At 69.2% G+C, this 23,284-nt stretch carries 31 protein-coding genes; 16 read left to right on the plus strand and 15 right to left on the minus strand.

The window, feature by feature from the left end; all coding sequences use genetic code 11:
• Nucleotides 1–77 precede the first annotated feature (77 nt).
• From bfr to J2X41_RS24415, 3 genes are all read left to right on the plus strand, one after another.
• Nucleotides 78–557 carry a bacterioferritin gene (gene bfr, locus J2X41_RS24405; protein WP_310087047.1) on the plus strand — a complete coding sequence of 160 codons (480 nt, stop codon included), beginning with the start codon at nucleotides 78–80 and terminating at the stop codon, nucleotides 555–557.
• Between the two features lie 279 nt (nucleotides 558–836).
• On the plus strand, nucleotides 837–1,427 hold the full coding sequence (locus J2X41_RS24410) for a TspO/MBR family protein (protein WP_310087049.1): 591 nt from the start codon (nucleotides 837–839) through the stop codon (nucleotides 1,425–1,427).
• Between the two features lie 88 nt (nucleotides 1,428–1,515).
• Nucleotides 1,516–2,154, plus strand: coding sequence for a DUF2799 domain-containing protein (locus J2X41_RS24415; protein WP_310087051.1), 639 nt, complete (start codon nucleotides 1,516–1,518; stop codon nucleotides 2,152–2,154).
• Between the two features lie 26 nt (nucleotides 2,155–2,180).
• Here J2X41_RS24415 and J2X41_RS24420 read toward each other — a convergent pair whose 3' ends face one another.
• From J2X41_RS24420 to J2X41_RS24435, 4 genes are all read right to left on the minus strand, one after another.
• On the minus strand, nucleotides 2,181–2,651 hold the full coding sequence (locus J2X41_RS24420) for a DoxX family protein (protein WP_310087053.1): 471 nt from the start codon (nucleotides 2,649–2,651) through the stop codon (nucleotides 2,181–2,183).
• The gene (locus J2X41_RS24425; protein ID WP_310087055.1) at nucleotides 2,648–3,412 is read right to left on the minus strand and encodes a DNA-binding domain-containing protein; all 765 of its coding nucleotides are present in this window, start codon (nucleotides 3,410–3,412) and stop codon (nucleotides 2,648–2,650) included. Before J2X41_RS24425 ends, J2X41_RS24420 begins: the two co-directional genes overlap by 4 nt.
• The gene (locus tag J2X41_RS24430) at nucleotides 3,405–4,280 is read right to left on the minus strand and encodes a DUF692 domain-containing protein (protein ID WP_310087056.1); all 876 of its coding nucleotides are present in this window, start codon (nucleotides 4,278–4,280) and stop codon (nucleotides 3,405–3,407) included. The genes J2X41_RS24425 and J2X41_RS24430 overlap by 8 nt, the downstream gene beginning before the upstream one ends.
• 150 nt (nucleotides 4,281–4,430) lie before the next feature.
• Nucleotides 4,431–4,718: a DUF2282 domain-containing protein gene (locus J2X41_RS24435; RefSeq protein ID WP_310087057.1), complete on the minus strand. Its 288-nt coding sequence runs from the start codon at nucleotides 4,716–4,718 to the stop codon at nucleotides 4,431–4,433.
• 217 nt (nucleotides 4,719–4,935) lie between these two features.
• Here J2X41_RS24435 and J2X41_RS24440 point away from each other — a divergent pair, with 217 nt between their 5' ends.
• Together J2X41_RS24440 and J2X41_RS24445 are read left to right on the plus strand one after the other, a co-directional pair.
• Complete coding sequence (locus J2X41_RS24440) at nucleotides 4,936–5,478, plus strand: sigma-70 family RNA polymerase sigma factor (protein WP_310087058.1); 543 nt, start codon at nucleotides 4,936–4,938, stop codon at nucleotides 5,476–5,478.
• The gene (locus J2X41_RS24445; protein WP_310087059.1) at nucleotides 5,465–6,106 is read left to right on the plus strand and encodes an NrsF family protein; all 642 of its coding nucleotides are present in this window, start codon (nucleotides 5,465–5,467) and stop codon (nucleotides 6,104–6,106) included. Before J2X41_RS24440 ends, J2X41_RS24445 begins: the two co-directional genes overlap by 14 nt.
• A gap of 143 nt (nucleotides 6,107–6,249) precedes the next feature.
• On the opposite strand, the gene efp is transcribed toward J2X41_RS24445, so the two are convergent.
• Entirely contained in the window at nucleotides 6,250–6,819 is a 570-nt protein-coding gene (gene efp / locus J2X41_RS24450) for an elongation factor P (RefSeq protein ID WP_028038017.1), read from the minus strand.
• A gap of 107 nt (nucleotides 6,820–6,926) precedes the next feature.
• Here efp and epmA point away from each other — a divergent pair, with 107 nt between their 5' ends.
• The gene (gene epmA / locus J2X41_RS24455) at nucleotides 6,927–7,976 is read left to right on the plus strand and encodes an EF-P lysine aminoacylase EpmA (protein WP_310087060.1); all 1,050 of its coding nucleotides are present in this window, start codon (nucleotides 6,927–6,929) and stop codon (nucleotides 7,974–7,976) included.
• A 138-nt stretch (nucleotides 7,977–8,114) separates the two neighbouring features.
• On the opposite strand, the gene J2X41_RS24460 is transcribed toward epmA, so the two are convergent.
• A complete protein-coding gene (locus J2X41_RS24460) occupies nucleotides 8,115–8,951 on the minus strand; it encodes a methyltransferase domain-containing protein (protein ID WP_310087061.1) in 837 nt (278 codons plus the stop codon).
• Between the two features lie 65 nt (nucleotides 8,952–9,016).
• On the opposite strand from J2X41_RS24460, the gene J2X41_RS24465 reads away from it, so the two are divergent.
• Both J2X41_RS24465 and J2X41_RS24470 read left to right on the plus strand, forming a co-directional pair.
• Entirely contained in the window at nucleotides 9,017–9,442 is a 426-nt protein-coding gene (locus tag J2X41_RS24465; protein ID WP_310087062.1) for a helix-turn-helix domain-containing protein, read from the plus strand.
• A gap of 193 nt (nucleotides 9,443–9,635) precedes the next feature.
• The gene (locus J2X41_RS24470; protein WP_310087063.1) at nucleotides 9,636–10,679 is read left to right on the plus strand and encodes a lysine-2,3-aminomutase-like protein; all 1,044 of its coding nucleotides are present in this window, start codon (nucleotides 9,636–9,638) and stop codon (nucleotides 10,677–10,679) included.
• 18 nt (nucleotides 10,680–10,697) lie between these two features.
• Here J2X41_RS24470 and J2X41_RS24475 read toward each other — a convergent pair whose 3' ends face one another.
• The 4 genes from J2X41_RS24475 to gap all read right to left on the minus strand — a co-directional run bounded on the left by J2X41_RS24475 (nucleotide 10,698) and on the right by gap (nucleotide 15,195).
• The gene (locus J2X41_RS24475; RefSeq protein ID WP_310087065.1) at nucleotides 10,698–11,417 is read right to left on the minus strand and encodes a hypothetical protein; all 720 of its coding nucleotides are present in this window, start codon (nucleotides 11,415–11,417) and stop codon (nucleotides 10,698–10,700) included.
• 142 nt (nucleotides 11,418–11,559) lie between these two features.
• Nucleotides 11,560–12,651, minus strand: coding sequence for a class II fructose-bisphosphate aldolase (gene fba / locus J2X41_RS24480; protein ID WP_310087067.1), 1,092 nt, complete (start codon nucleotides 12,649–12,651; stop codon nucleotides 11,560–11,562).
• A 169-nt stretch (nucleotides 12,652–12,820) separates the two neighbouring features.
• Entirely contained in the window at nucleotides 12,821–14,011 is a 1,191-nt protein-coding gene (locus J2X41_RS24485) for a phosphoglycerate kinase (protein WP_310087069.1), read from the minus strand.
• 176 nt (nucleotides 14,012–14,187) lie between these two features.
• Nucleotides 14,188–15,195: a type I glyceraldehyde-3-phosphate dehydrogenase gene (gene gap, locus J2X41_RS24490; protein ID WP_310087071.1), complete on the minus strand. Its 1,008-nt coding sequence runs from the start codon at nucleotides 15,193–15,195 to the stop codon at nucleotides 14,188–14,190.
• 229 nt (nucleotides 15,196–15,424) lie between these two features.
• Here gap and J2X41_RS24495 point away from each other — a divergent pair, with 229 nt between their 5' ends.
• A complete protein-coding gene (locus J2X41_RS24495) occupies nucleotides 15,425–15,886 on the plus strand; it encodes a hypothetical protein (RefSeq protein WP_310087073.1) in 462 nt (153 codons plus the stop codon).
• 3 nt (nucleotides 15,887–15,889) lie between these two features.
• A complete protein-coding gene (locus J2X41_RS24500) occupies nucleotides 15,890–16,216 on the plus strand; it encodes a cell division protein ZapA (RefSeq protein WP_012284839.1) in 327 nt (108 codons plus the stop codon).
• Nucleotides 16,217–16,265: 49 nt separating this feature from the next.
• Here J2X41_RS24500 and J2X41_RS24505 read toward each other — a convergent pair whose 3' ends face one another.
• Nucleotides 16,266–17,408 (minus strand): PLP-dependent aminotransferase family protein, encoded by a 1,143-nt coding sequence (locus J2X41_RS24505; protein WP_310087075.1) that lies wholly within the window; start codon nucleotides 17,406–17,408, stop codon nucleotides 16,266–16,268.
• Nucleotides 17,409–17,480: 72 nt separating this feature from the next.
• Here J2X41_RS24505 and J2X41_RS24510 point away from each other — a divergent pair, with 72 nt between their 5' ends.
• The gene (locus J2X41_RS24510; RefSeq protein ID WP_310087076.1) at nucleotides 17,481–17,921 is read left to right on the plus strand and encodes a MarR family transcriptional regulator; all 441 of its coding nucleotides are present in this window, start codon (nucleotides 17,481–17,483) and stop codon (nucleotides 17,919–17,921) included.
• Nucleotides 17,922–17,933: 12 nt separating this feature from the next.
• Here the strand turns inward: J2X41_RS24510 and J2X41_RS24515 are convergent, their stop codons facing one another.
• The 3 genes from J2X41_RS24515 to J2X41_RS24525 form a co-directional block, all read right to left on the minus strand.
• The gene (locus tag J2X41_RS24515; protein ID WP_310087078.1) at nucleotides 17,934–18,236 is read right to left on the minus strand and encodes a type II toxin-antitoxin system RelE/ParE family toxin; all 303 of its coding nucleotides are present in this window, start codon (nucleotides 18,234–18,236) and stop codon (nucleotides 17,934–17,936) included.
• A 1-nt stretch (nucleotide 18,237) separates the two neighbouring features.
• Complete coding sequence (locus tag J2X41_RS24520) at nucleotides 18,238–18,516, minus strand: type II toxin-antitoxin system ParD family antitoxin (RefSeq protein ID WP_310087080.1); 279 nt, start codon at nucleotides 18,514–18,516, stop codon at nucleotides 18,238–18,240.
• 306 nt (nucleotides 18,517–18,822) lie between these two features.
• Nucleotides 18,823–18,975, minus strand: a complete 153-nt coding sequence (locus J2X41_RS24525) for a hypothetical protein (RefSeq protein ID WP_310087082.1) — start codon at nucleotides 18,973–18,975, stop codon at nucleotides 18,823–18,825.
• Nucleotides 18,976–19,103: 128 nt separating this feature from the next.
• Here J2X41_RS24525 and J2X41_RS24530 point away from each other — a divergent pair, with 128 nt between their 5' ends.
• The 3 genes from J2X41_RS24530 to J2X41_RS24540 are packed head-to-tail and all read left to right on the plus strand — an operon-like array spanning nucleotide 19,104 to nucleotide 21,111.
• Nucleotides 19,104–19,664 (plus strand): hypothetical protein, encoded by a 561-nt coding sequence (locus tag J2X41_RS24530; protein ID WP_310087084.1) that lies wholly within the window; start codon nucleotides 19,104–19,106, stop codon nucleotides 19,662–19,664.
• Nucleotides 19,665–19,671: 7 nt separating this feature from the next.
• The gene (locus J2X41_RS24535) at nucleotides 19,672–20,286 is read left to right on the plus strand and encodes a 5-formyltetrahydrofolate cyclo-ligase (RefSeq protein ID WP_310087086.1); all 615 of its coding nucleotides are present in this window, start codon (nucleotides 19,672–19,674) and stop codon (nucleotides 20,284–20,286) included.
• A gap of 3 nt (nucleotides 20,287–20,289) precedes the next feature.
• A complete protein-coding gene (locus J2X41_RS24540) occupies nucleotides 20,290–21,111 on the plus strand; it encodes a TIGR00282 family metallophosphoesterase (RefSeq protein WP_310087089.1) in 822 nt (273 codons plus the stop codon).
• A gap of 164 nt (nucleotides 21,112–21,275) precedes the next feature.
• On the opposite strand, the gene J2X41_RS24545 is transcribed toward J2X41_RS24540, so the two are convergent.
• Nucleotides 21,276–21,827 (minus strand): hypothetical protein, encoded by a 552-nt coding sequence (locus J2X41_RS24545; protein ID WP_310087092.1) that lies wholly within the window; start codon nucleotides 21,825–21,827, stop codon nucleotides 21,276–21,278.
• A gap of 97 nt (nucleotides 21,828–21,924) precedes the next feature.
• On the opposite strand from J2X41_RS24545, the gene J2X41_RS24550 reads away from it, so the two are divergent.
• The gene (locus J2X41_RS24550) at nucleotides 21,925–22,338 is read left to right on the plus strand and encodes an organic hydroperoxide resistance protein (RefSeq protein WP_310087095.1); all 414 of its coding nucleotides are present in this window, start codon (nucleotides 21,925–21,927) and stop codon (nucleotides 22,336–22,338) included.
• Between the two features lie 146 nt (nucleotides 22,339–22,484).
• On the plus strand, nucleotides 22,485–23,240 hold the full coding sequence (locus J2X41_RS24555; protein ID WP_310087097.1) for a YebC/PmpR family DNA-binding transcriptional regulator: 756 nt from the start codon (nucleotides 22,485–22,487) through the stop codon (nucleotides 23,238–23,240).
• Nucleotides 23,241–23,284: the final 44 nt, after the last annotated feature.

Consider the following 23,284-nt stretch of genomic DNA (forward strand, 5'->3'; position numbering starts at 1 on the left):
CTTGCAGACATAGCGGTTGAAGCCGTCGCCCCGATAGACCACGGTCGCGCCGAATCCAGTCTTTTGAGGAGGCCGCCATGCAAGGCGATCCCGGCATCATCCGGCTCTTGAACGCGGTGCTCACCAACGAGCTGACGGCGGTGAACCAGTACTTCCTGCACGCGCGGATGTACGACAACTGGGGCTTCAAGCGCCTGGGCCAGATCACCTACGACGAGTCGATCGGCGAGATGAAGCACGCCGACAAGCTGATCAACCGCATCCTGTTCCTGGAAGGCCTGCCCAACCTGCAGGACCTGCACAAGCTGAAGATCGGCGAGACGGTGCCCGAATGCCTGGCCAGCGACCTGTCGGTCGAGCTGGGCGGCCGCGAGACCCTGATCCCCGGGATCATCCAGTGCGAACAGGCCCGCGACTATGTCAGCCGCGAGCTGCTGCGCGAGATCCTCAGCGACACCGAGGAGCACATCGACTTCCTCGAGATGCAGCTGGGCCTGGTCAAGGCGCTGGGCGAGCAGAACTACCTGCAGAGCGCCGTGGGCGAACTGCCGGCCTAGGTCGAAAGGCAAGAGCGCAGACCCTCCCCCTGTGGGGGAGGCGATCGCGCAGCGATCGGTGGGGGGAGTTTTTTAGGGGGCGATCCTTGAAGCCGCCGCCTCCCGATCAATCCCCCTCCGTCGGCTTCGCCGACACCTCCCCCACAGGGGGAGGACCGAAAGATCTCGTCGGGACGGGCGGTGCGCAAAACGATCATGGCGACCTCACAAACCGTTGTCTCGCTTGGGAACCAAGGTCCAGCTAGGCGGTTACAAGCATGTTTAGCGAGGAGTTCCGCCATGCACATCCCGAACGGCAAATCCCACGGGAGGCGGACTCACGCCGGCCGCGAGTCGTTCGAGATCGACGCCAAGGCCGACACCGCCGCCTCGGCCGGCGCCCAGCTGGCCCTGGGCCTGGCGGTGGCGGGCGGGGCGATCCTGCTGTCGACGGTGTTGGGCCGCCGGCACGAGCGGATGATCGACGACGAGGAATACGCGGTCGGCTACGCCGAGATGCACGAGCCGGTCGCCCACCAGCCCAAGATGCTGACCAGTCTGATCCTGCCGCCGCTGTTCATCGCCATGACCCTTTCGGGGCTGCGCATCTGGAACGCGCCGTCCAGCCCCACCCGCACCCGGGCTCTCACCCTCTGGAGCCTGGTCCAGGGCTTCAACGCCCTGTGGCTGGCCCTCGGCGCCAAGCGCGTCGGGGGGCAGCTTGGGGCCGCGACCGCGTCCCTGGCCGCCTCGGGCGCCTACGCCCTGCAGGCCCGCAAGCTGGTGGCCCCGGCCTCCGGCTTCAACAGCCCCTATCTCGGCTGGCTGGGCTTCGCCAACGCCCTGACCGAGGAGCTGTGGAAGCGTCCGCGTCGCGCGACGATTCATTAGGATAACGCCGGTCCGCCGTCGTTCAGCGGGCGTTCAGGCGGCCAAGCCCTAGCTTCCCTCCGAGCCAAGTCTTTGGGGGAATTTTCACATGAACCGTCGTCTCTGGACCTTGGGGATCGCCGTGGCGACCGCCGCCCTGGCCGGCTGCGCGACCATGAGCCAGGAGGCCTGCCTGCAGGGCGACTGGGCGGGCGTCGGCTTCAAGGACGGCCAGGCCGGCCGGGCCCAGAGCCGGCTGGACGAGCACGCCAAGGCCTGCGCCAAGACCGGGGTGGTCCCCGACGCCGCGCCCTATTTCGCCGCCCGCGAGCAGGGGCTGAGGCTCTATTGCACCCAGGACCGCGGCTTCGACGAGGCGCGCCGCGGCGCCGGCTATGCCGGGGTCTGCCCGCCGGACGCCGAGCGCGACTTCCTGGTCGGCTATGCCGACGGGCAGCTGGTCCATGACGCCGTCTCGCGGCTCAGCCAGGCGGAGTCGGAGCGCGACAGCGCCGACCACCGCGCCGAGAAGCGCGACCGCCAGGCGAGCGGCGTCGAGGACGAGCTGAAGAATCCCAAGCTGAACGACGAGCAGAAGCACGAGCTGCGCGACCGCCTGAACCGCCTGCGCGCCGAGCGCCGCCAGGCGGTGGAGGACGGCCGCCGCGCCGACTGGGCCGCCCGCGACGCCGAGCAGGAGGTCGACGCCCTGCGGCATCGGTTCGGGCCACGGTACGGGGGATGGTAGATTCGCCCTCTCCCTTTGGGAGAGGGTTATTTCAGGCCCACCACCCGATCCAAACTCCACTTCCCCCCGCCCTTGGCGACCAGGAACAGCAGGATCGCCGCCCAGGACAGGTGGGTGCTCCAGGCGTCGGGATAGACGAACACCTCGATCACCAGGGTCATGCCCAGGAAGGCCAGGGCCGAGAGCCGGGTGAACAGGCCCAGCACCAGCAGGATCGAGAACAGGTGCTCGCTGTAGGTGGCCAGGTGGGCGGCCAGGTCCGAGGGGATCAGCGGCAGGGCGTAGTCGTCGGCGAACAGCGAATAGGTCGCGTCGGTGATGTGCAGGACGCCGTCGACCTTGGTGCGGCCCGACAGGAAGAACACCGAGGCGATGCCCAGGCGGGCGACCAGGGCCAGCGCCCCGTCGGGCAGGGCGCGATGGGCCACGGCCGCCAGGGCGTCGAACGGCCGGCTCCAGGGACGCGCGGCGGCGGGGGCGAGACTCTGGTCGGTCATGCGGGATCTCCAAGGTCGAGGCCGCTGAACACGCCGTCGGCGATTAGGGCGGCGAAGAGGGCGGCAAGGTCGGCGACGGGATCGGCCTGCCCGGCGGCGGTGATCGCTTCGCCGAGGGTCGCGCCGTCGCGAGCGGCGGTCAGGAAGGCGAGGCCGGCCGCGTCGAGCGGGCGCGTCTGCACCGTGTCGGCCGGTCGGACGATCAGCACGCCTTGCGGGTCGTCGGCCAGTTCCAGCTCGCCAGGCTCGGGCTGGCGCGCGGCCAGCCACAGGCCCGGCAGGCCGCTGTCGAACCATGCGAAGGCCAGGCTGGGATGCAGGCGCGGCCGGGCGGCGGCCAGGACGTCCGGGGCCAGGGCGAAGGCGTCGGCGGCCAGGGGCTCGGCCTCGGGCGCGAACAGGGCGGTGGTCCACATCCGGTCCAGCCGGGCCATGGCCGGCAGGTAGGGCAGGTCGCCCGCCGGCGGGAAGCGTTCCAGCCAGTCCGCGAAGGTCTCGCCATAGGCCAGCAGGGCGGCGCTGGCGGGCGGATGCTCGCGGGCGAACAGGGCGGCGGCGGCGCGGAACCAGTCGTCGCCGACCAGACTGGCCACGGTCGGGAAATTGGCCGCCAGGGCGTCGACGCAACCCTTGGCGATGGTGTTGCGATAGACGGCCAGGCCGGCAGGCTCGCCGCTCGGCAGCCAGCCGGCGATCGGTGCGGCGCTGCGTTCGGCCAGGGCGGCGACGAAGGCGTCCTGAAACTGGCCCAGCTCAGACATGGGTCGGCTCCGCTGGGAGCGGCCGGGGATCGGCGCATGGGCCTGTCCCCAACGGCGTCCCCGTCAACATGCCATGCGCCCGGTCCCGCTCGGCCATCAGCGCCGCGAACGCCGGGATGTCGTCGTCGCGCTCGATCAGGGTCGGGCGAGGGCCGATGCGGTCGACCAGGCGGCGGTACAGCGTCCAGACGGCTTCGGCCACCGGCGCGCCGTGGGTGTCGATCAGCAGGGCCGAGCCGCCTTCATCGGGGCCATGGCCGGCCAGGTGGATTTCGCCGATCGCCTCGGCGGGCAGGGCGTCCAGATAGGCCTCGGCCGCGTAGCCCAGGTTGCTGGCGCTGACGAACACGTTGTTGACGTCGACCAACAGGCCGCAGCCGGTGCGGCGGGCCAGTTGCGCCAGGAACTCGGTCTCGTCGAGGTCGTGCCCCGTCAGCGGCAGGTACAGCGACGGGTTCTCGACCAGGATCGTCCGGCCCAGGGCGTCCTGGGTGCGGCCGATATTGCCGGCGATACGGTCCAGGGCCGCGCGGGTGCGGGGGAAGGGCAGCAGGTCGGGCTGGTGGACGCCGCGCCAGGCGCTCCAGGCCAGGTGCTCGGAGACCACGAACGGCTCGAACCGGTCGGCCAGGGCCTTGAGCGCGGCCAGGTGGGCCGGGTCCGGATCGGCGTCGGCGGCCAGGGACAGGCCCACCCCGTGCAGCGACAGCGGATGCTGGCGACGGATCGCCGCCAGCGCCCGCAGGCGCGGCCCGCCGGCGGCCATGTAGTTCTCGGGATGGACCTCGAACCACAGCCCCTCGTCCTCGGCCGCGAGGGCGTCGGCGTAGTGCTGCGGTTTCAGGCCGAGGCCGGCGGTGGGGGACATGGTCGCTTCCTGGGAGCATAGCGGTTGTCATCCCGGAAGCCTCGCAGAGGCTGTCCGGGACCTAGGGGACTGGGCCGAAGCCGTGCAGCCGCCCTGGGTCCCGGACAGCGCTACGCGCTTCCGGGATGACAACGAAGGAGGACGGAGCGCTTAAGCCTTCGGGGTCAGCGAGCCCATGCCGTTCGGGGTCTTGATGCTGGTGCAGGTCCCCTTGGCGACCTTCTTCCAGGCGTCGCCCTGGTAGTCGGCCTTGGAGGTGCCCGCGCACGAGGTGCCGGCGCCGGCCTTGCAGTCGTTGTGGCCGGCCTTGGCCACGCCGTAGCACTTTTCCATCTCGGCCTTGGCCGGCTTCATGTCGTCGCGGGCCATGGCGGCGCCGGCGCTCAGGGCGAAGACGGCGGCGAGGGCGAGGGCGGGGGTCTTGGTCACGAGGCTCATGGGGAACGTTTCCTTCGTCGGTTCTGGCCGCGCCCGGCGCCGTTCGTCGGCCCGTCCTGCGCGGTCAAGGGGAGTTACGGACGGGGGCGGCCAAAGGTTACACCGGTATCCGAACAAAAAATGCGACGCCCGGAAACCGCCTCGCGCCGAAAGCCCTTTCCCGCCGCGCACGGGCGCGTGTAACCATCGGCCCGTCTCGCGCGAACAAGGGGGAGGCGTGACGGAAACCGAAGCCGCCCTGAAGGCGCTGATGCTGCTGGGCCTGGACGGCGACGCCCCGGCCTATCGGCTGCTGCTGTCCCAGCTGGGCGGCCGGCTCCGCGTCTATTTCGAGCGCCGCATGCGCGACGCTCCCGGCGATGTGGAGGACCTGGTGCAGGAGACCCTGATGGCGGTGCATACGCGGCGCGCGACCTATGATCGCGCCCAGCCGTTCACCCCGTGGGCCTTCGCCCTGGCGCGCTACAAGCTGATCGACCACTGGCGGCGGCGCAAGGTGCGGACCACCGTGCCGATCGACGACTATGTCGAGGTCCTGGCCGCCTACGCGCCCGAGCCGGGCTCGGCCATGGACCTGGACCGGGCGCTGGACACCCTGCCCGAGCGCCAGCGCAAGCTGGTGCGCGACGTCAAGATCGAGGGTCTCAGCCTGGCCCAGGCCGGCGAGCGGGCCGGCGTCTCGGAGGGCGCGGCCAAGGTCGCCCTGCACCGGGCGCTCAAGAGCCTTGGAGAAAGGATGCGCGGCCGTGCGGACGGATGATCTGATCGATCAGCTGGCGGCCGATCCGCGCGCCATTCCGGCCGGGGCGGTGCAGCGCCGGTTCGCCGGCGTGGCCGTGGCCGCGGCCCTGGCCGCCCTGGTCATGGTGCTGGCCTGGCTGGGCGCGCGCCAGGACCTGGCCCAGGCGATGACCGGTCGGATGTTCTGGATGAAGGCGGCCTATACCGCCCTGCTGGGCGTGGCGGGCTTCTGGGCGCTGGAGCGTCTGGCCCGGCCCGACGGCGCGCCGCGCAAGGCCCTGCTGTTCGGGGCCCTGGTGCTGGCGGTGTTCGTCGGCATGGGCCTGGGCCAATGGCTGGCCGCCGATCCGGAGCACCGGCGGCTGATGATGATGGGCGGATCCTGGAAGGTCTGCTGTCGCTACATTCTCACCCTGGCCCTCCCGGGGCTGGCGGCGACCCTGGCGGTGCTGCGCGGCATGGCCCCGACCCGCCCGGCCCTGACCGGCTTCGCGGCCGGCGCCTTCGCCGGCGGGGTGGCGGCCACGGTCTACGGCCTGCACTGCGGCGAGAGCACCATGGTGTTCGTCGGGACCTGGTACACCCTGGGCGTGCTGGGGACGGGCCTGCTGGGCGCGGTGGTGGGGAAGTGGGCGCTGCGGTGGTGAGCGACTTGCCCCCACCTGACCGCTGCGCGGTCTGTCCGCCCCCATAGGGGGCGGAGCCGGAAGCGCGAAGCTCTTCCCCCTCTGGGGGAGGAGCGCCGGAGGCGCGGAGGGGGCAAGTGTTCGCCGCCCTCCGGTCCGAAAGCCTAGTCCTTGGCGCGTTCCTGGTAGGAACCGTCCTCGGTCAGGATGATCACCTTGGTGCCGGCCGCGATATAGGGCGGGACCATGGTGCGCACGCCGTTGCTGAGCACGGCGGGCTTGTACGACGAGCTGGCGGTCTGGCCCTTCACCGACGGTTCGGTGTCGACAATCTCCAGCACCACGGTGCGCGGCAGTTCCAGGGCGATCGGCACCTCGTTGTGCGTCGACAGCTGGACGGTCATGCCTTCCTGCAGATAGGCGCCCAGGTCGCCGACCACGTCCTCGGTGGCCACGAGTTGGTCGTAGCTTTCCGGGTTCATGAAGTGGTAGCCCTCGCCGTCCTGGTACAGGAAGGTGTGGTTGCGCTGGTCGACGAAGGCGCGCTCGACCTGCTCGGTCGTGCGGTAGCGTTCCGACACCTTCACCCCGTCCGAGATGCGGCGCATGTTCAGCTGGGTGACCGGCGTGCCCTTGCCGGGGTGGATGTTTTCGGCGTTGAGGACCACGTAGAGCTTGCCGTCCATATCGACGACGGAACCCTTCCTCAGCGAGCTGGCGGCGACTTTAGTCACGTAGTGCGTCCTTAGATCCCGCGGCGGCCTTGGCCGCGAATTGCGTTAGATATCGCCCTCCTATAGCGATCCACGCCAAGTTCGCCAGCCCGACCAGAGCGTTTCCCGTGCAGACAGCCTCTTCCTCGCCTTGGTGGCGGCCCGAAAACCACGCCGACCGCCGGCCGTTCCTGCTGGTCCGCAACCGGATCAAGGCCGCGTTCCGGGCCTGGTTCGAGGCCCGCGACTTCCTGGAGGTCGAGACCGCGGCCCTGCAGGTCTCGCCCGGCAACGAGGCCCACCTGCACGCCTTCGAGACCGCCGCCCTGACGCTTTCGGGGGGCAGCGCGCAGCTCTACCTGCACACCTCGCCGGAGTTCTCGTGCAAGAAGCTGCTGGCGGCGGGCGAGCGGCGGATCTTCGATTTCGGCAAGGTCTGGCGCAACCGCGAGCGCGGGGCGCTGCATCATCCCGAGTTCACCATGCTGGAATGGTACCGGGTGGGCGAGCCCTACCAGGCCCTGATGGACGATTGCGCGGCCCTGCTGGCCCTGGCGGCGGAGACGGCGGGAACCCTGGAGTTCCGCTTTCGCGGCCAGGCCTGCGACCCGTTCGCCGCGCCCGAGCGGGTGACGGTGGCGCAGGCGTTCGAGCGCCACGCCGGCGTCGACCTGCTGGCCTCGATCGGATCGGGCGGCGAGACCGATCGCGACGCCCTGGCGGCCTCGGCGCGCGCCGCCGGGATCCGCGTCGCCGACGACGACACCTGGGCCGACGTGTTCAGCCGGGTGATCGTCGAGAAGGTCGAGCCGAACCTGGGCGTCGGCCGGGCGACCATCCTCTGCGAATATCCGGCCGCCGAGGCCGCCCTGGCCCGGCCCAAGCCCGGCGACCCGCGGGTGGCCGAGCGGTTCGAGCTCTATGCCTGCGGCGTCGAGCTGGCCAACGCCTTCGGCGAGCTGACCGACGCCGGCGAGCAGCGCCGCCGCTTCGAGGCCGAGATGGACGAGAAGGCCCGGGTCTATGGCGAGCGCTACCCGCTGGACGAGGACTTCCTGGCCGCCCTGGCGATCATGCCCGAGGCGTCCGGCTCGGCCCTGGGCTTCGACCGCCTGGTGATGCTGGCGGCGGGCGCCTCGCGGGTGGACCAGGTGCTGTGGACGCCGGTGGCGGGGTAGGGTTCATCGCTCTCATGTTGTCATCCCGGACGAGCGCGCAGCGCGAAGATCCGGGACCGACGCGTGAACGCAGCGCTTCCGGCGGTCCCGGATCGGCGGCCCTGCGGGCCTTGTCCGGGATGACAGCATTTAAGGGTGTCACCCCCGCCCCCGCACCATCCAGCACGCCGCGGTGAACCGTGCCGCGCCGTCCGCCACGAAGGGCTCGAAGCCGCGCCTGGCCGCCTCGACCACCGCGCGCCGGCGATCCTCGTCCAGGGTCGGCAGCACCAGGCCCACCGGCCCCATGCGGGCGGCGTAGATGTCCAGGGCCGGCGCCGGCATCGCGCAGGCGACGTCCAGCGGCTGGAGGTCGACATCCCGCCAGCCGGCGGCCGACAGGATCCCGCTCACCCGTTCGGGATCGGCGAAGGCGAACTGGCCGGGCGCGGCGGGGTCGCGCGGCGGCAGGTCCGGCAGCAGCGGGGCGGCGGCCCGTTCGGCCGCGGTCATGAACGGGTTCTCCGCCGCGCTACGCCAGGCGATCATCGCCAGCCTGGCGTCCGGCCGCGCCGCGCGCCGCAGGTTGGCGAAGGCGGCGACCGGGTCGTCGAAGAACATCACCCCGAACCGCGAGATCACCGCGTCGAAGGCGGCGGGCGGGAAAGCGTGCTGCTGGGCGTCGGCGACCAGGAAGTCGGCGTTGTCGGCGCCCGTCTCGGCCGCCTTGCGCCGCGCCAGCTCGATCAGCGGCGCGGAGATGTCGGCGCCGGTGCAGCGACCTTGCGCGCCCAGGCTCCGCGCCACGGCGAAGGTGGTCGCGCCGGCCCCGCAGCCGATGTCGAGCACCGCCTTGGCGCCCTGGACCGCGTCCGCCAGCAAGGGCTCGAACGGCGCGAACAGGCGGTCGAGCATGGCGTTCTGCTCGACCCAGTTGTGGCCAGCCTGGTTGTTCCAGAGTTCGGCCTGGGCCTGGTTGGCTTGCGGCTGGGTCATGCGATCCTCCTTGCGTTCCACCTCGGTCATGAACCAAGCTACGACTTCAAGCTCACTTGAGGTCAATGGTGAAACTGCTCGACATCGCCCAGGTGGCCGCGGCGACCGGCATGGCGGCCTCGCGGCTGCGCTATTACGAGGAAAAGGGCCTGATCGCCTCGGTCGGGCGGCGGGGGCTGAAGCGGCTGTTCGAGGCCGGCGTGATCGAGCGCCTGTCGCTGATCGCCCTGGCCCAGTCGGCCGGCTTCTCGCTGGACGAGATCGCCGGCATGGTCGACGAGGCGGGCCGGCCGCGCCTGGACCGCGCCCAGCTGTCGGCCAAGGCCGACGACCTTGACCGAACGATCCGCCGCCTCTCCGCCCTACGCGACGGCCTGCGCCACGCCGCCGCCTGTCCCGCCCCCAGCCACATGGAATGCCCGACCTTCCGGCGACTGCTGAAAGGCGCGGCGGAGACCCGCCGCCGGACGTTCGTGGAGGATCTCGGCTAAAGTGGATCGACGTCCGGCTCCGGGGGCGAAAACCTCGTCCTTCGACAAGCTCAGGATGAGGTTTTCGACTGCTGAGCCTGTAAACTGGTCCTCATCCTGAGCTTGTCGAAGGACGAGGACCACGCACGGCCTTGAATGTCGCTGGGGCCGTCGCATTGCGCCGGCGGACCTAATCGGCCATACCGCCGGCCTCATGACCGCCGTCCGCACCCTTCGCAGCGCCGCCGCCCTGGCCGAGGCCGGCCTGATCGCCCCCGGGCGCCTGCCGGCCCTGGAAGCCGTGGCGGCGCGCTATGCGGTGGCGATCACCCCGGACATGGCCGAGCTGATCGACCCGGCCAACGAGGGCGACCCGATCGCCCGCCAGTTCCTGCCGTCGGAGGCCGAGCTGCTGGAAGGCCCGGGCGAGGTCGCCGACCCGATCGGCGACGCCGCTCACAGCCCGGTCGAGGGGATCGTCCACCGCTACCCCGACCGCGTGCTGCTCAAGCCCACCCACACCTGCGCGGTCTATTGCCGGTTCTGCTTCCGTCGCGAGGTGGTGGGGCCCGGCGGTGCGGCCAACCTGACCCCGGACCAGCTAGACGCCGCCTTCGCCTATGTCGCGGCCCATCCGGAGATCTGGGAGGTGATCGTCACCGGCGGCGACCCGCTGGTGCTGTCGCCGCGGCGGCTGGACGACCTGGGCCGGCGGCTGGCGGCCATCGACCACGTCAAGGTCGTGCGCTTCCACACCCGCGTGCCGGCGGTCGACCCGGCGGCGGTCACCGACGCCCTGGTCCAGGCCCTGAAGGCCAGCGGCAAGACGGTCTATGTCGCCCTGCACGCCAACCACGTCCGCGAACTGATCCCGGCGGCGCGGGCCGCCTGCGCTCGGATCATCGACGCCGGCATCCCGATGCTGAGCCAGACCGTGCTGCTGAAGGGCGTCAACGACAACCCCGAGACGTTGGGCGCCCTGATGCGCGGCTTCGTCGAAAGCCGCATCCGGCCCTACTACCTGCACCACGGCGACCACGCCCCGGGCACCGCCCACCTGCGGACCACGGTGGCGGAAGGCCGCGCCCTGATGCGCGCCATCCGCGGCCGGTTCTCGGGCCTGTGCCAGCCGACCTACGTGCTCGACATCCCCGACGGCCACGGCAAGGTGCCGATTGGGCCCGACTACCTGGCCGTCGATGGCGAGGTCGAGGATCCGAACGGCGAGGCGCACGTGTATCCGCCGGCGGGCGGCTAGAGCGAACCGTGCGATGGTCTAGGGCGCCTTGGCCTCGCTCGGAGGCTTGTCCTTCTTGGCGTAATAGCCGCCGCAGATCCGGCGCAGGCCCAACGCGTCGCGCCCGGTGTTGAAGTGTGTCTCGGTGACCTGGGCGGCGGCGATCGGCGCGGTCACGCCGGGGTGCTCGGACTTCAGCCAGGCCTCGAACTCGCGCCGCCAAGATTCCAGTTGGTCAGGCGGGGTCAGCGCCACGCGCGAGGTGTCGAACAGGAAATTGATGTCCGAAACCTTGGCCATGCTCGGCAGCCGGCCCGATTGCACTGCTCGATTGAGCTCCATCAAGCTGTCGCGCGGATCATAGCGCCCGATGAAGGCGACCTCGCCGGCCTTGACGTCGAAGGTGCGGGTGTCGGCGTTGTAGCAGACGCCCCAGCCCTTCACCGACAGGCTCAGGACCGCGTAGCTGCCCGGCTTGGCCTTGGCCAGGTAGTAGGTGCGGTCCTGGTTCATCTTGCCCACGCCGGTCAGCGAGGCCCAGCCGCCGAACGAGTTGGCGGTGGCGGCGTGTTCCTGCGGCGAGAACCGCGCGATGTTCAGGGCATAGCCGCCATTGGCCGTCGCCTGCGGTCCGCCCGGCTCGACCTCGATCGCGATCAGACCGTAGTCCGAGGCCGGGTCCAGCTTCACCGCGCCGGCGTGCGCCGTCCCGCCCAGCAGCGCCGTCAGCACCGCCCACATCCCCAAAACCCGCGACATCCATGCCCCCGAACTCAGCCCCAGGTGGCGGACTTTTAGCGACGGGGCGGTGGAGTTCAAGCATCGCGCCGAGGGCCGCGAACGAAAAAGGCCTCCCAGGTCTCCCCGGAAGGCCCTTTCGTATCCCCGAAAGCGGAAAGCCCTACTCCGCCGCCGCCTTCTTGGCCGCCGCGCCGAACTTGGCGTTCAGTTCGCCGGACACGTAGCGCTTGGCCATGGCCGCGGTGGGCAGCGGCTTGATCTTGTCGGCGTGGCCGGCCGAGCCGAACTGCACGAAGCGGTCCTGGCAGACCTGGCGCATGGCCTCCTTGGCGGGCTTGAGATAGGCGCGCGGGTCGAACTCGTGCGGCTTCTCGGTCAGGATCTTGCGGATCGCGCCGGTGATGGCCAGGCGGTTGTCGGTGTCGACATTGACCTTGCGCACGCCGTGCTTGATGCCGCGCTGGATCTCTTCCACCGGCACGCCCCAGGTTTGCGGGATGGCGCCGCCGTACTGGTTGATGATGTCCTGCAACTCCTGCGGCACCGAGCTGGAGCCGTGCATCACCAGGTGGGTGTTGGGCAGGCGCTGGTGGATCTCCTCGATCACGTTCATGGCCAGGACGTCGCCGTCCGGCTTGCGCGTGAACTTGTAGGCCCCGTGGCTGGTGCCCATGGCGATGGCCAGGGCGTCGACGCCGGTGCGCTCGACGAATTCCACCGCCTGGTCGGGGTCGGTCAGCAGCTCGTCATGCGAGAGGACCCCCTCGAAGCCGTGGCCGTCCTCGGCCTCGCCCATGCCGCTCTCCAGCGAGCCCAGCACGCCCAGTTCGCCCTCGACCGACACGCCGCAGGCGTGGGCCATCTCGACCACCTTGCGGGTGACCTCGACATTGTACTCGTAGGTGGCGGGGGTCTTGGCGTCCTCCATCAGCGAGCCGTCCATCATCACCGAGGTGAAGCCGTACTGGATCGCCGTGGCGCAGGTGGCCGGGCCGTTGCCGTGGTCCTGGTGCATGCACACCGGGATGTTGGGATAGATCTCGGCCAGAGCGTCGATCATCCGGGCCAGCATGATGTCGTGGGCATAGTTGCGCGCCCCGCGCGAGGCCTGGATGATGACCGGGGAATTGACGGCTTCCGCCGCCTCCATGATCGCCAGGCCCTGTTCCATGTTGTTGATGTTGAAGGCCGGCAGCGCGTAGTCATGCTCCGCCGCATGGTCCAGCAACTGTCTTAGCGTGATCCTCGCCACGTGGTGTTCTCCTGCAAGCGTGAAGTGTTTGGGGTGATTTCTTGTTTTTGGGGCCCGGCGCTGATGCGCTCTTTGCCCAATGGTCCGGACCCTGCGATCCGAATGGTCGACCCGGCCCGCCTGCGTGGGCGCGCCGTGGTCCGGTTTTCCTCCGTCAGTCCGCGCGGCCCTAGGCTTCGAGGGCGGCGACGCCGGGAAGCGTCTTGCCCTCCATCCACTCCAGGAACGCGCCGCCGGCGGTCGAGACGAAGGTGAAATCGCCCGAAACGCCGGCATGGTTCAACGCCGCCACGGTATCACCCCCGCCCGCGACGGCCACGATCTTACCCGACTTGGCGAGTTTGGCGGCGTGTTTTGCCGCCGAAACGGTCGCTTCGTCGAAGGGAGGCACCTCGAAAACGCCCAAGGGGCCGTTCCAGATCAATGTCTGGCTCAAGTCCATGGCTTCGATCAGCCGCTGGGCGCTCTTGGGGCCGGCGTCGAGGATCAGGTCGTCGGCCTGGACCTCGGAAAGGTCGCGGGTCTGCGCGTCGACGCCCGGGGCGACCTTCTTGGCCACGACCACGTCGATCGGCAGCAGCAGCTCGCAGCCGCTCTTTTCCGCCGTCGCGATGATCTGGCGGGCGGTGTCGGCCAGGTCCTTTTCGCAGAGGCTGCCGCCGACGTCGTGGCCCTGGGCGAACAGGAAGGTGTTGGCCATGCCGCCGCCGATCGCCAGGCGGTCCAGCTTGGCGACCAGGTTGTTGAGCAGGTCCAGCTTGGTCGAGACCTTGGAGCCGCCGACGATGCCCAGCACGGGCTTCTTGGGGTTGCCCAGGGCGGCGTCCAGCGCGTCGAGCTCGCGCTGCATGGCCAGGCCCGGATAGGCCGGCAGGATGCGGGCCAGGGCTTCGGTGGAAGCGTGGGCGCGGTGGGCGGCGCTGAAGGCGTCGTCGACATAGAGGTCGCCGTTCTCCGCCAGCTGGGCGGCGAAGGCGGGGTCGTTCTTTTCCTCGCCGGCGTGGAAGCGGACGTTCTCCAGCAGGGCCACGCCGCCGTTCTCCATGGCGTTGACGACCTCGGCGGCGGCCGGGCCGACGCAGTCGCTGGCGAAGGCCACGTCCTGCTCCAGCAGCTTGCCCAGCGGCTCGGCCACGAAGGCCAGGCTCATCTCCGGCACGACCTTGCCCTTGGGGCGGTCGAAGTGGGCCAGCAGGATGACCTTGGCGCCCTTGGTCGACAGGTAGTGGATGGTCGGCAGGGCGGCGCGCAGGCGGGTGTCGTCGGTGATCGCTCCGCCGTCGACCGGCACGTTGAAGTCCACCCGGACCAGGGCGCGCTTGCCGGCGAGATCGGCGGTGTCGAGGGTGCGGAAAGGCATGGGTTTGATCCTGAGCGGGCGGTGCGTCGAACCTCGTCCTTCGACAAGCTCAGGATGAGGTTCAAGAGAACGGTCGGTTAGTAGCCCTCATCCTGAGCTTGTCGAAGGACGAGGGCGGGCCATGAATGGCCCAAGCAAAACCCCCGCCCTTGGAAGGGCGGGGGTTTGTCTACGCTTTACAGGAACTTCGCCATCTCCAGAGCCGTGTCGCTCATGCGGGTCGCGAAGCCCCATTCGTTGTCGTACCAGCTGAGCACGCGGACCAGCTTGCCCTCGATGACCTGGGTCTGGGGCAGGGCGGCCGTCGAGCTGGCGGCGATGTGGTTCAGGTCCGACGAGACCAGCGGGTCGGTGGTGGTGAACAGCACGCCGTTCATCGGGCCGTCGGCGGCGGCCTTCAGGGCGGCGTTGACCTCGTCGACCGTGGTGTCGCGCGACGGCACGACCTTCAGGTCGATGACCGAGACGTTCGGGGTCGGCACGCGGATCGAGCTGCCGTCCAGCTTGCCCTTCAGGGCCGGCAGCACCAGGCCCAGGGCCTTGGCGGCGCCGGTCGAGGTGGGGATCATGCTGAGGGCCGCGGCGCGGGCGCGGTAGAGGTCCTTGTGCATGGTGTCCAGCGTCGGCTGGTCGCCGGTGTAGCTGTGGATCGTGGTCATGTAGCCGCGCTCGATGCCGACCAGGTCGTGCAGGACCTTGGCCACCGGGGCCAGGGCGTTGGTGGTGCACGAGCCGTTGGAGACGACGATGTCCTCGGCGGTCAGCACGTCGTGATTGACCTTGTAGACGATGGTCTTGTCGGCGCCGTCGGCGGGGGCCGAGACCAGCACGCGCTTGGCGCCGGCCTTCAGGTGCAGGGCGGCCTTGTCGCGGGCGGTGAAGATGCCGGTGCACTCGAACGCGATGTCGACGTTCAGGTCCTTGTGCGGCAGCTCTTCCGGATTGCGGATCGCCGTGACCTTGATCTTGCCCAGGCCGACGTCGATCCAGTCCTCGCCCGAGGTGACGACGCCCGGGAAGCGGCCGTGGACGCTGTCGTAGCGCAGCAGGTGGGCGTTGGTCTCGACCGGGCCCAGGTCGTTGATCGCGACGACCTCGATGTCGCGGCGCGCATGCTCGGCGATGGAACGCAGGACGAGACGTCCGATCCGGCCGAAGCCGTTGATGGCGACGCGAATGGCCATGAGGTCTTTCTCCTAACGAGCGTCCGGCCGAGGCGACCGGCGTTACCTTGATTTTGCAGCGCGTTTTGCGGTGCGGGGCGGGGAAGTCAACCCCAAGAAACCTGTGCGAGCGCTCACATTGGATGACCTATTGTTATCCACGCGGTTTCGTCGCCCAATTGTCGCCATGGCGGGTGGCGAAGCAGGCCGCAGTCTATATGTTGCGCTGCATGACCGTTGGACGATGCCGATGACCCCGGGCGAAGGGAACGCCCTCGAACTGGCCGCGCGCCGCCTGGAGCGCGCCGTCAGCCAGCTGGAGCAGAAGATCACGGCCGAGCGCACCGCGCGCCTGGCCGCGTTTTCGGCCGCCGCCGCGGCGGCCTCGTCGAGCGCGTCGTCCGACGCGACCTCGGGAGACCCCAGCCTGTTCGACGCCGACGCCCAGGCCCAGGCGGAGTCCAAGGCCGCGCGCCTGGCGCTCGACCTCGAAGCCGCCCGGGCCCGCGAGAGGGCGCTGGAGGAGGCCGGCGAGCAGGCCTCCGAGGCCCTGGGCCGCGCCATCGCCGAGATCCGCGCCGCCCTGGGCGACGAGAGCCTGATCACCGAAGGCGTCCATGACGACGAGGACGACCAGGACGAGGGCGCCGAGGCGAGCGACCTGTTCGGCGACCTCGACCAAGATGACGGCGTCACGGAACGGGAGGCCTGAGCCATGGCCCAACTGACCATCCAGGTGAACGGCCGGCCCTACACCGTCGGCTGCGAGGACGGGCAGGAAGCCCACCTGCTGGAGATCGCCCGCCTGTTCGACCGCCAGGTCCGCCAGGTCAGCCAGGACGTCGGCCAGCTGGGCGAGACGCGGCTGTTCCTGATGGGCGCCCTGCTGCTGGCCGACGAGCTGTCGGACCTCAAGCTGCGCCTGGCCCACGCCCAGTCGGAACTGGCCCGCCTGCAGACCGAACAGACCCGCGTCGAGATCCGCGCCATAAAGGCCCTGGACGCGGCGTCCGAGAAGATCGAAGCCCTGGTTCAGGGGTAACTTAGCCTGTCCCTCCCCACAAGGGGGAGGGACATCTCGCGTCTGCGGGTCAGCGCTCCCGCAGCGCCTCCGCGATCACAGCCAGCCCACGTTCCGCCGCCTCCGGCTCGGCCAGGCTGAAGTTCAGGCGGATGGTGGGCGAAGCCCCGCCTTCGGCCAGGAAGTGGCTGCCCGGGGTGAACAGCACGCCGCGCGCGACGCAGCGCTGCAACAGCGCCTCGACGTCGATCCCGTCCCGCAGCGTCAGCCAGAAGAACAGCCCGCCCGGCGGCAGGGACCATGACGCCCGGTCGCCCAGATGGCGGGTCAGGGCTTCGGCGAAGGCGTCGCGCTTGCGGCGGTAGAGGGCGGCGACCTGGTCCATCCGCTCGGCCCGGCCGGGATCGTTCAGGTACTGCAGCACCATCCACTGGCTGAGCCGGTTGGTGTGCAGGTCGGCGGCCTGCTTCAGCTGGACCAGCAGCGGGAACAGGTCGGGCGAGGCGGTCAGGTAGCCCAGGCGCAGGCCCGGGGCGACGGTCTTGGAGAACGAGCCCTGGTAGATCCACGACCCGCCGGTCAGGCCGGCGCAGACCGGCCGGCGCTCGCAGGCCTCGTAGACCAGGTCGCGATAGGGGTCGTCCTCGAACAGGATCACGTCGTGGGCCTGGCAGGCCGCCGCCATGGTCGCGCGCTCTTCGGCGGTCCAGCAATGGCCGCTGGGGTTCTGGAAGGTGGGGATGACGTAGGCCATCGAGGGCGGGGCCGTGGCCGGCGGCGTCTCGCCCCAGCCGGCTCCGGGCGCGGATCGGTCGATGATCTCGAACCGGGCGCCATAGAAGCGGAACACCTGCAGGGCGGCCAGGTAGGCGGGGGACTCCACCGCCAGGCCCGTGCCGGCGTCGATCACCAGCTTGGCGGCCAGGTCGATGCCCTGCTGCGAGCCCGACAGCACCATCACCCGGTCGGGCGCGGTGTCGAGCCCCAGGGCGGCCAGGTCCTGGGCGATCCGGGCGCGCAGGGCCGGCTCGCCCTCGGTGGGGCCGTATTGCAGCAGCTCGCGCGGCGGCGGGGGCAGGTCGAGGCCAGCGAAGGTCTCGGGCGAGGGCAGGCCGCCGGCGAACGAGATCATGCCCGGGCGCTGCGACACGTTCAGCATCTCGCGGACCGGCGAGGGCTTGATATCCGAACTGCGCATCGACAGCCGCGCCATGGCTCACCTCTCAACAGCGTCAATGATCTTGACCTATCGACACGATGAGCGCGTCGGACCTATTGTGTCAATATGGTTGACCTGGATAATCCTGCCCCATCGGCCGATCTGCACGATGCGATCGAGCAATTCTATTTCGCCTATCGCGGCTTTACCGATCGTCCAGACCGGATTCTGGAGCGGCGGGGCCTGGGGCGGGTGCACCACCGGATCCTCTATTTCATCGGCCGCCGGCCCGAGGTGTCGGTGCGCGGCCTGCTGGACCTGCTGGCCGTCAGCAAGCAGGCCCTGAACGCGCCGCTGCGCCAGCTGATGGAGATGGACCTGGTTCGCGCCGAGGCCTCGACCCAGGACCGCCGGGTCAAGCGGCTGGCCCTGACGGAGGCCGGCCGCAAGCTGGAAGCCGAACTCACCGAAGCCCAGACCCGCCACCTGCGCGCCGCCTTCGACCGGGCGGGGGCGGAGGCGCAGCGCGGATGGCGCGCGGTGATGGGGGAGCTGGTGAAGGGCTGAGCGGTCGGAGCGTCAGGTCTCGAACGCCGCCAGAACGTCCTGGCCGCCATGGAAAATCCGGTCGATCACCACCTCGGACGGCGTGACGTGAAAGGCGATGGCCGTCCGTCGCTCGAAACCCAGGAGGCGCAAGCCCGGGCGAACGTCATCCCGTTGGCGACCTTGCTCCGGAAAATCGGCCAAGGCCATGCAGCGGGCTTCCAGTCGAGCGATATAGTCCATGGCGGCGTTGGGCGCGCCGCGACCCGCGATATAGTTGTAGAGCTCGAACAGGTCGTTCCGCGCTTCGGGCGCGAAGGTGACGGCTCGCGTCACGTCAGGCCTTTTTCAGCCGATCGGCGTGATGCGCGCGGATGGAGGCGAAGACGTCCGCGGCGGGTATGCCCCGCCCAGGGGCGGCCTGCATCGCGTCATAGACGGGAGCCACATCCTCGCGAAGCCAGCGCTCGACGGCGGCGTCGCGTTCCTGCAGCGCCCTGAGGCCGGCCCGCACCACCTCGCTAGCCGAGGCATAGCTGCCGGACGCCACCAACTGGTCGACGTAGCTCGACTGCTCGGCGGGTAGGCTGACGGTGCGTTTGTTGACGACGGGCATAACGGGGATTGTAGCAAACGGTATGACTTCTGCATACCTTGCCAATGCAAAGCGTGAGGCGTGCGACAACGCCCCCCTGGCGCCCGACGCCCCGAACGCCTATCTTCCCTCTCGGCGGGTCAGCTGTGGCCCTCGTCGAAGATTTCTATTCCCAGGGACCTTAATCTCTCTATCGGGACCTGTTCCCTCCCGTGGCCGTGGCTGCGGGAACACGGGGCCCACCTGTAACTAACAGGTTCGAGTGGATTGAAACGTCTTCACGGTTCTTCACGGCGCCGCCACCTTTCTTCACTTGTTCACTCTGTTTCATGCCATAATTCCGGTCATGGCGACTGCGCGCAAGACATCGACCACCCGCTCGGCGAAGGCCGACGTCAGCCGGCAGGATCGCGCTGTCGTGTATCGGGGGATCACGATCCAGCCCATGGTCGGAAAACGTTCCGCGATCGCCGAGGTCATCCGGGAAGGGTTCCGGACAATGAACGATACGACGCGTGACGCCGCGTCCAAGGGTTAGGTTTCCGGCGGCCCGATCCGTCTTCATAAACTGTCCGTTCGATAGCGACTTCCAGCCGATCTTCCGGGCGATGGTCTTCACGATCGTCTTGTCAGGCTATCATCCTCGTTGCGCGCTGGATTCGACCGACGGCGCCGAGATCCGCATCGACAAGATCGCCCGGATGATCGGCGAGTGCGACTGGGGCATACACGACCTGTCGCGGGTCGAGGTCGAACGGGGCGCGTTGCCTCGGTTCAACATGCCGATGGAGCTTGGACTTCACCTCGGCGCCCGATTGCTCGGCGAGCCGCGTCATCGCCGCAAGCGTGCGTTGATCCTGGACGCCGATCGCCATCGCTACGACGCCGCCCTCTCGGATATCAGCGGCCAGGACATCGAGTCGCACGGCAACGATCCGGATGAGGCGATCCGCTGTGTTCGCGACTGGCTTTCGGACCATCGCGCCCGCGATGCGCCGCCCTTGCCTGGCGCCGGCGCGATGCGCGAGGACTATCAACTTTTCAACGCCGAACTCGCAACCCTGCTGTCTCCCCGCCGGCTCGATCCCGGGACCCTGACGCACAGCGATTTCGTGTACGCCATCCATGCCTGGGTGCAGTTTCGCGCTGACCGCGAACTGATTGGATGAGGGCTTCATGACGATCGCCGATCCCGCCGCCGCCAAGACCGCCCTGCGCGTGTTCGTCCGCGACCGTCGCAAGGCCCTGGCGCGCGAGCATCCCGAGGCTGACCGCGCGGTCGTCGACGTGGCCCGGGGGCCGCTGACGCAGCGCTTCCCCGATCCGCGCGGCCGGGTCGCGGCCGTCTATCACGGCCTGGGCTCGGAGCTTTCGGCCCTGCCCCTGGTCGACTGGCTGGCGAGCGCCGGCTGGACCCTGGCCCTACCGAGCGTGGAGGGCGTCGGTCCCGAACTGCCCGGCGGCCGCATGGTCTATCGGCGCTGGACCCCCGGCGAGGCCCTGGCCCGAGACGCCATCGGCCTGGTCGCTCCGCCCCCCGAGCAGCCGATCGTCGAGCCCGACCTGGTGGTCACGCCGCTGCTGGCCTTCGACCGCCAGGGACGGCGGCTGGGGCAGGGCGGCGGCTATTACGACCGGGCGCTGGCGGCCCTGCGGGCCCACAAGAGCGTCTTCGTGCTGGGCCTGGCCTATGTGGGCCAGGAGACACACGGCCTGCCCGATGAGCCGCACGACCAACGATTGGACGCCATCCTGACGGAAAGCGAGTATATCGCCGTCCAAGAGGACTAATTCATGCGTTTTGCTTTCTTCGGCGACGTCGTGGGCAAGTCGGGCCGCGACGGCCTGGCCGACCACCTGCCCGCCCTGCGCCGCCAACTCGGGCTCGAGTTCGTGATCATCAACGCCGAGAACGCCGCCGCCGGCTTCGGCATCACCGAGAACACCGCGCGCGAGCTGTTCGAGGCCGGGGCCGACTGCCTGACCCTGGGCAACCACAGCTGGGACCAGCGCGAGGCCCTGACCTACATCGTCCGCGAGCCGCGCCTGATCCGGCCGGCCAACTATCCGATCCTGTCGGACGCGCCGGGCAAGGGCAGCCACCTGTTCCAGACCGAGGGCGGCCGGACGATCATGGTGATCAACCTGCTGGGCCGGGTGCACATGGACGCCATGGACGACCCGTTCGCCGCCGCCGATCGCGAGCTGGACAAGGCCCCGCTGGGCCAGGTGGCCGACGCGGTGGTGGTCGACATGCACTGCGAGGCCACCTCCGAGAAGATGGCCATGGGCCACTATTGCGACGGCCGCGCCTCGCTGGTGGTCGGCACCCACACCCACGTGCCCACCGCCGACGCCCAGATCCTGCCCGGCGGCACCGCCTACCAGACCGACGCCGGGGCCTGCGCCGACTATGACAGCGTGATCGGCAACCAGAAGGAGGAGCCCCTGCGGCGCTTCACCACCAAGATCAGCGGCGGCCGCTATACCCCCGCCTCGGGGCCGGCCACGGTCTGCGGGGTGTTCGTCGAGACCGACGACCGCACGGGCCTGGCGGTCCGCGTCGAGCCGATCCGCGTGGGGGGAAGGCTGAAGGAGACGGTGCCGGAGGTGTGATGAGGGCGCCTAGCGACGCGGCGGCTTGTTGGAGGCCTGAGGCGGTGGAGCGGGTCGGGTTGGTGCAGTCCCTGCCGGCATAGGGACATTCACCTTGAACGTTGGAAATATCGTACCGCGTTCGACAAAGCGTCCACCGCTGGGGGCTTTAGGGTCGTTAGGGTTCACGGCGCGACCTCGTCATCGAAGGTGATCCTAAGATAGCTTTCGGCTTCCTGTTCCGCCAGCGCGATGAGCTTCGGGTCGGGCTCGAAACCTTCAGGGAAATGCTTACGTTCGGCGTCCAGCTGCAGCTTGCGTAGTTTCTGCAGCCGTTTGCTAACCTCTTGGTCGGTCAGCCGCCCCGCGTAGATGTCGGTCCATTCCGCATCGGCGTCTATCCAGATTGTCTCCATCGCGATGGTCAGATCGCTGGCGGCGCGATGCAGCTTGGCAAATGGAAAAACACCCTTAAGGGCGTCGAGCAGCTGCGCTGCGGCGATGATGCCCGCCCAGAGAAATGGAAAATCCTTCCACACTACCCAGCCGGCGATTGCACCGCTGGAGCTCACGGCCTTGATCAGTTCGATCGCGCGCACCTGCTTGGCTAGGCGATTACGATAAAGGCGCATGTAAACGCTGGCGGCTTTCACCTGTCTCAGTTGCGCCCAATAGAGATTTGGGAGTTGAGCTGGTTGTGTGGCCATCGCGCGATCTCTGGGCGTGTTGTTCTTCAAGGTTGTATTTCGCCGCGCCCCAAGGTCAAGCTTTGGTTGTGTGTTGCCGTTGTCACCTACCATGTGTCCATTTGGACTTTCGCAAAAGGAGCCTCCCATGACCGACGCCATCTACACCGCCCGCGCCCACGCCGTCGGCGGCCGCCAGGGCACGGCCAAGACCGACGACGGCCACCTGGACGTCACGCTGGGCTATCCCAAGTCGATGGGCGGCAACGGCGAGGGGACCAATCCCGAGCAGCTGTTCGCGGCCGGCTACGCGGCCTGCTTCCTGGGGGCCCTGGGCCTGGTGGCCCGCAACCAGGGGGTCAAGCTGGGCGAGCACAGCCTGGACAGCGAGGTCGACCTGATCAAGGACGACGTCAGCTTCCACGTCGGCGCGCGCCTGACGCTGAACGCCCCGGACCTGGACCGCGAGACGGCCGAAAAGCTGCTGCACGCCGCCCACGAGGTCTGCCCGTATTCCAAGGCGACGCGCGGCAATATCGAGGTCGTGCTGAAGGTGGCGTGAGGCTGGCCGGGGCAGGCGCATGCGCCTGTCCCCGATCCGGGCCGGCGAGGAAGGGCCGTTCCGCGCAAGCGGGGTGACAATACCCCGCTTCAGACGCTAGAAGCGCGCCCTACCTTTCACTTCGCAGACCAGAGAAGAGCCTCCGAATGGCCGGCCACTCGAAATTCAAGAACATCATGCACCGCAAGGGCCGCGCCGACGCCGCGCGGTCCAAGCTGTTCTCCAAGCTGTCGCGGGAGATCACCGTGGCGGCCAAGGCGGGCCTGCCCGACCCGAACATGAACCCGCGCCTGCGCCTGGCGGTGAACAACGCCAAGGCCGAGAGCCTGCCCAAGGACGTCATCGACCGCGCGATCAAGAAGTCGCAGATGGGCGACGCGGCCGACTACAGCGAGATCCGCTACGAGGGCGTGGCCGCCGGCGGCGTCGGCATCATCGTCGAGGTGCTGACCGACAACAGGAACCGGGCCGCCGCCAATGTCCGCTCCTACTTCACCAAGATGGGCGGCAACATGGGGGCCACCGGCTCGGTGACCTTCAACTACGACCGCGTCGGCCAGATCAGCTATCCGGCCAAGGCCGCCAGCGAAGACGCCATGATGGAAGCCGCCATCGAGGCCGGCGCCGACGACGTGGTGTCGGACATGGACGAGGAGGGCGAGGGCCACACGGTCTACACCGCCTTCGAGGACCTCAACGAGGTGGCCGCCGCCCTGGAAGCCAAGTTCGGCCCGGCCAGCAACACCAAGATCGCCTGGCGTCCCAAGAGCCAGGTCCCGGTCACCGGCGACGCCGTGGCCACCCTGATGAAGCTGCTCGACGCGCTCAACGACGACGACGACGTCCAGGACGTCTACTCGAACGAAGAGATCAGCGACGAGGACGTGGCGAAGCTGGGTTAGCCCCCTCAGTCGCTCCGCGACAGCTCCCCCAGAGGGGGAGCATC

The organism is Caulobacter sp. BE254, assembly GCF_031457295.1.
Lineage (GTDB): Bacteria > Pseudomonadota > Alphaproteobacteria > Caulobacterales > Caulobacteraceae > Caulobacter.

Bases quoted from the DNA above. Each gene is read 5' to 3' on its own strand.
- J2X41_RS24430 (WP_310087056.1), bottom strand. From the start codon at position 4,280: ATGTCCCCCACCGCCGGCCTCGGCCTGAAACCGCAGCACTACGCCGAC.
- J2X41_RS24425 (WP_310087055.1), bottom strand. From the start codon at position 3,412: ATGTCTGAGCTGGGCCAGTTTCAGGACGCCTTCGTCGCCGCCCTGGCC.
- J2X41_RS24555 (WP_310087097.1), top strand. From the start codon at position 22,485: ATGGCCGGCCACTCGAAATTCAAGAACATCATGCACCGCAAGGGCCGC.
- J2X41_RS24510 (WP_310087076.1), top strand. From the start codon at position 17,481: ATGGTTGACCTGGATAATCCTGCCCCATCGGCCGATCTGCACGATGCG.
- J2X41_RS24465 (WP_310087062.1), top strand. From the start codon at position 9,017: ATGGTGAAACTGCTCGACATCGCCCAGGTGGCCGCGGCGACCGGCATG.
- J2X41_RS24475 (WP_310087065.1), bottom strand. From the start codon at position 11,417: ATGTCGCGGGTTTTGGGGATGTGGGCGGTGCTGACGGCGCTGCTGGGC.
- J2X41_RS24540 (WP_310087089.1), top strand. From the start codon at position 20,290: ATGCGTTTTGCTTTCTTCGGCGACGTCGTGGGCAAGTCGGGCCGCGAC.
- J2X41_RS24410 (WP_310087049.1), top strand. From the start codon at position 837: ATGCACATCCCGAACGGCAAATCCCACGGGAGGCGGACTCACGCCGGC.
- bfr (WP_310087047.1), top strand. From the start codon at position 78: ATGCAAGGCGATCCCGGCATCATCCGGCTCTTGAACGCGGTGCTCACC.
- J2X41_RS24435 (WP_310087057.1), bottom strand. From the start codon at position 4,718: ATGAGCCTCGTGACCAAGACCCCCGCCCTCGCCCTCGCCGCCGTCTTC.
- J2X41_RS24530 (WP_310087084.1), top strand. From the start codon at position 19,104: ATGGTCTTCACGATCGTCTTGTCAGGCTATCATCCTCGTTGCGCGCTG.
- J2X41_RS24485 (WP_310087069.1), bottom strand. From the start codon at position 14,011: ATGCCTTTCCGCACCCTCGACACCGCCGATCTCGCCGGCAAGCGCGCC.
- J2X41_RS24535 (WP_310087086.1), top strand. From the start codon at position 19,672: ATGACGATCGCCGATCCCGCCGCCGCCAAGACCGCCCTGCGCGTGTTC.
- J2X41_RS24525 (WP_310087082.1), bottom strand. From the start codon at position 18,975: ATGACCTCGGCGATCGCGGAACGTTTTCCGACCATGGGCTGGATCGTG.
- J2X41_RS24420 (WP_310087053.1), bottom strand. From the start codon at position 2,651: ATGACCGACCAGAGTCTCGCCCCCGCCGCCGCGCGTCCCTGGAGCCGG.
- gap (WP_310087071.1), bottom strand. From the start codon at position 15,195: ATGGCCATTCGCGTCGCCATCAACGGCTTCGGCCGGATCGGACGTCTC.
- J2X41_RS24495 (WP_310087073.1), top strand. From the start codon at position 15,425: ATGACCCCGGGCGAAGGGAACGCCCTCGAACTGGCCGCGCGCCGCCTG.
- J2X41_RS24415 (WP_310087051.1), top strand. From the start codon at position 1,516: ATGAACCGTCGTCTCTGGACCTTGGGGATCGCCGTGGCGACCGCCGCC.
- J2X41_RS24470 (WP_310087063.1), top strand. From the start codon at position 9,636: ATGACCGCCGTCCGCACCCTTCGCAGCGCCGCCGCCCTGGCCGAGGCC.
- J2X41_RS24505 (WP_310087075.1), bottom strand. From the start codon at position 17,408: ATGGCGCGGCTGTCGATGCGCAGTTCGGATATCAAGCCCTCGCCGGTC.
- J2X41_RS24460 (WP_310087061.1), bottom strand. From the start codon at position 8,951: ATGACCCAGCCGCAAGCCAACCAGGCCCAGGCCGAACTCTGGAACAAC.
- J2X41_RS24520 (WP_310087080.1), bottom strand. From the start codon at position 18,516: ATGCCCGTCGTCAACAAACGCACCGTCAGCCTACCCGCCGAGCAGTCG.
- J2X41_RS24550 (WP_310087095.1), top strand. From the start codon at position 21,925: ATGACCGACGCCATCTACACCGCCCGCGCCCACGCCGTCGGCGGCCGC.
- J2X41_RS24500 (WP_012284839.1), top strand. From the start codon at position 15,890: ATGGCCCAACTGACCATCCAGGTGAACGGCCGGCCCTACACCGTCGGC.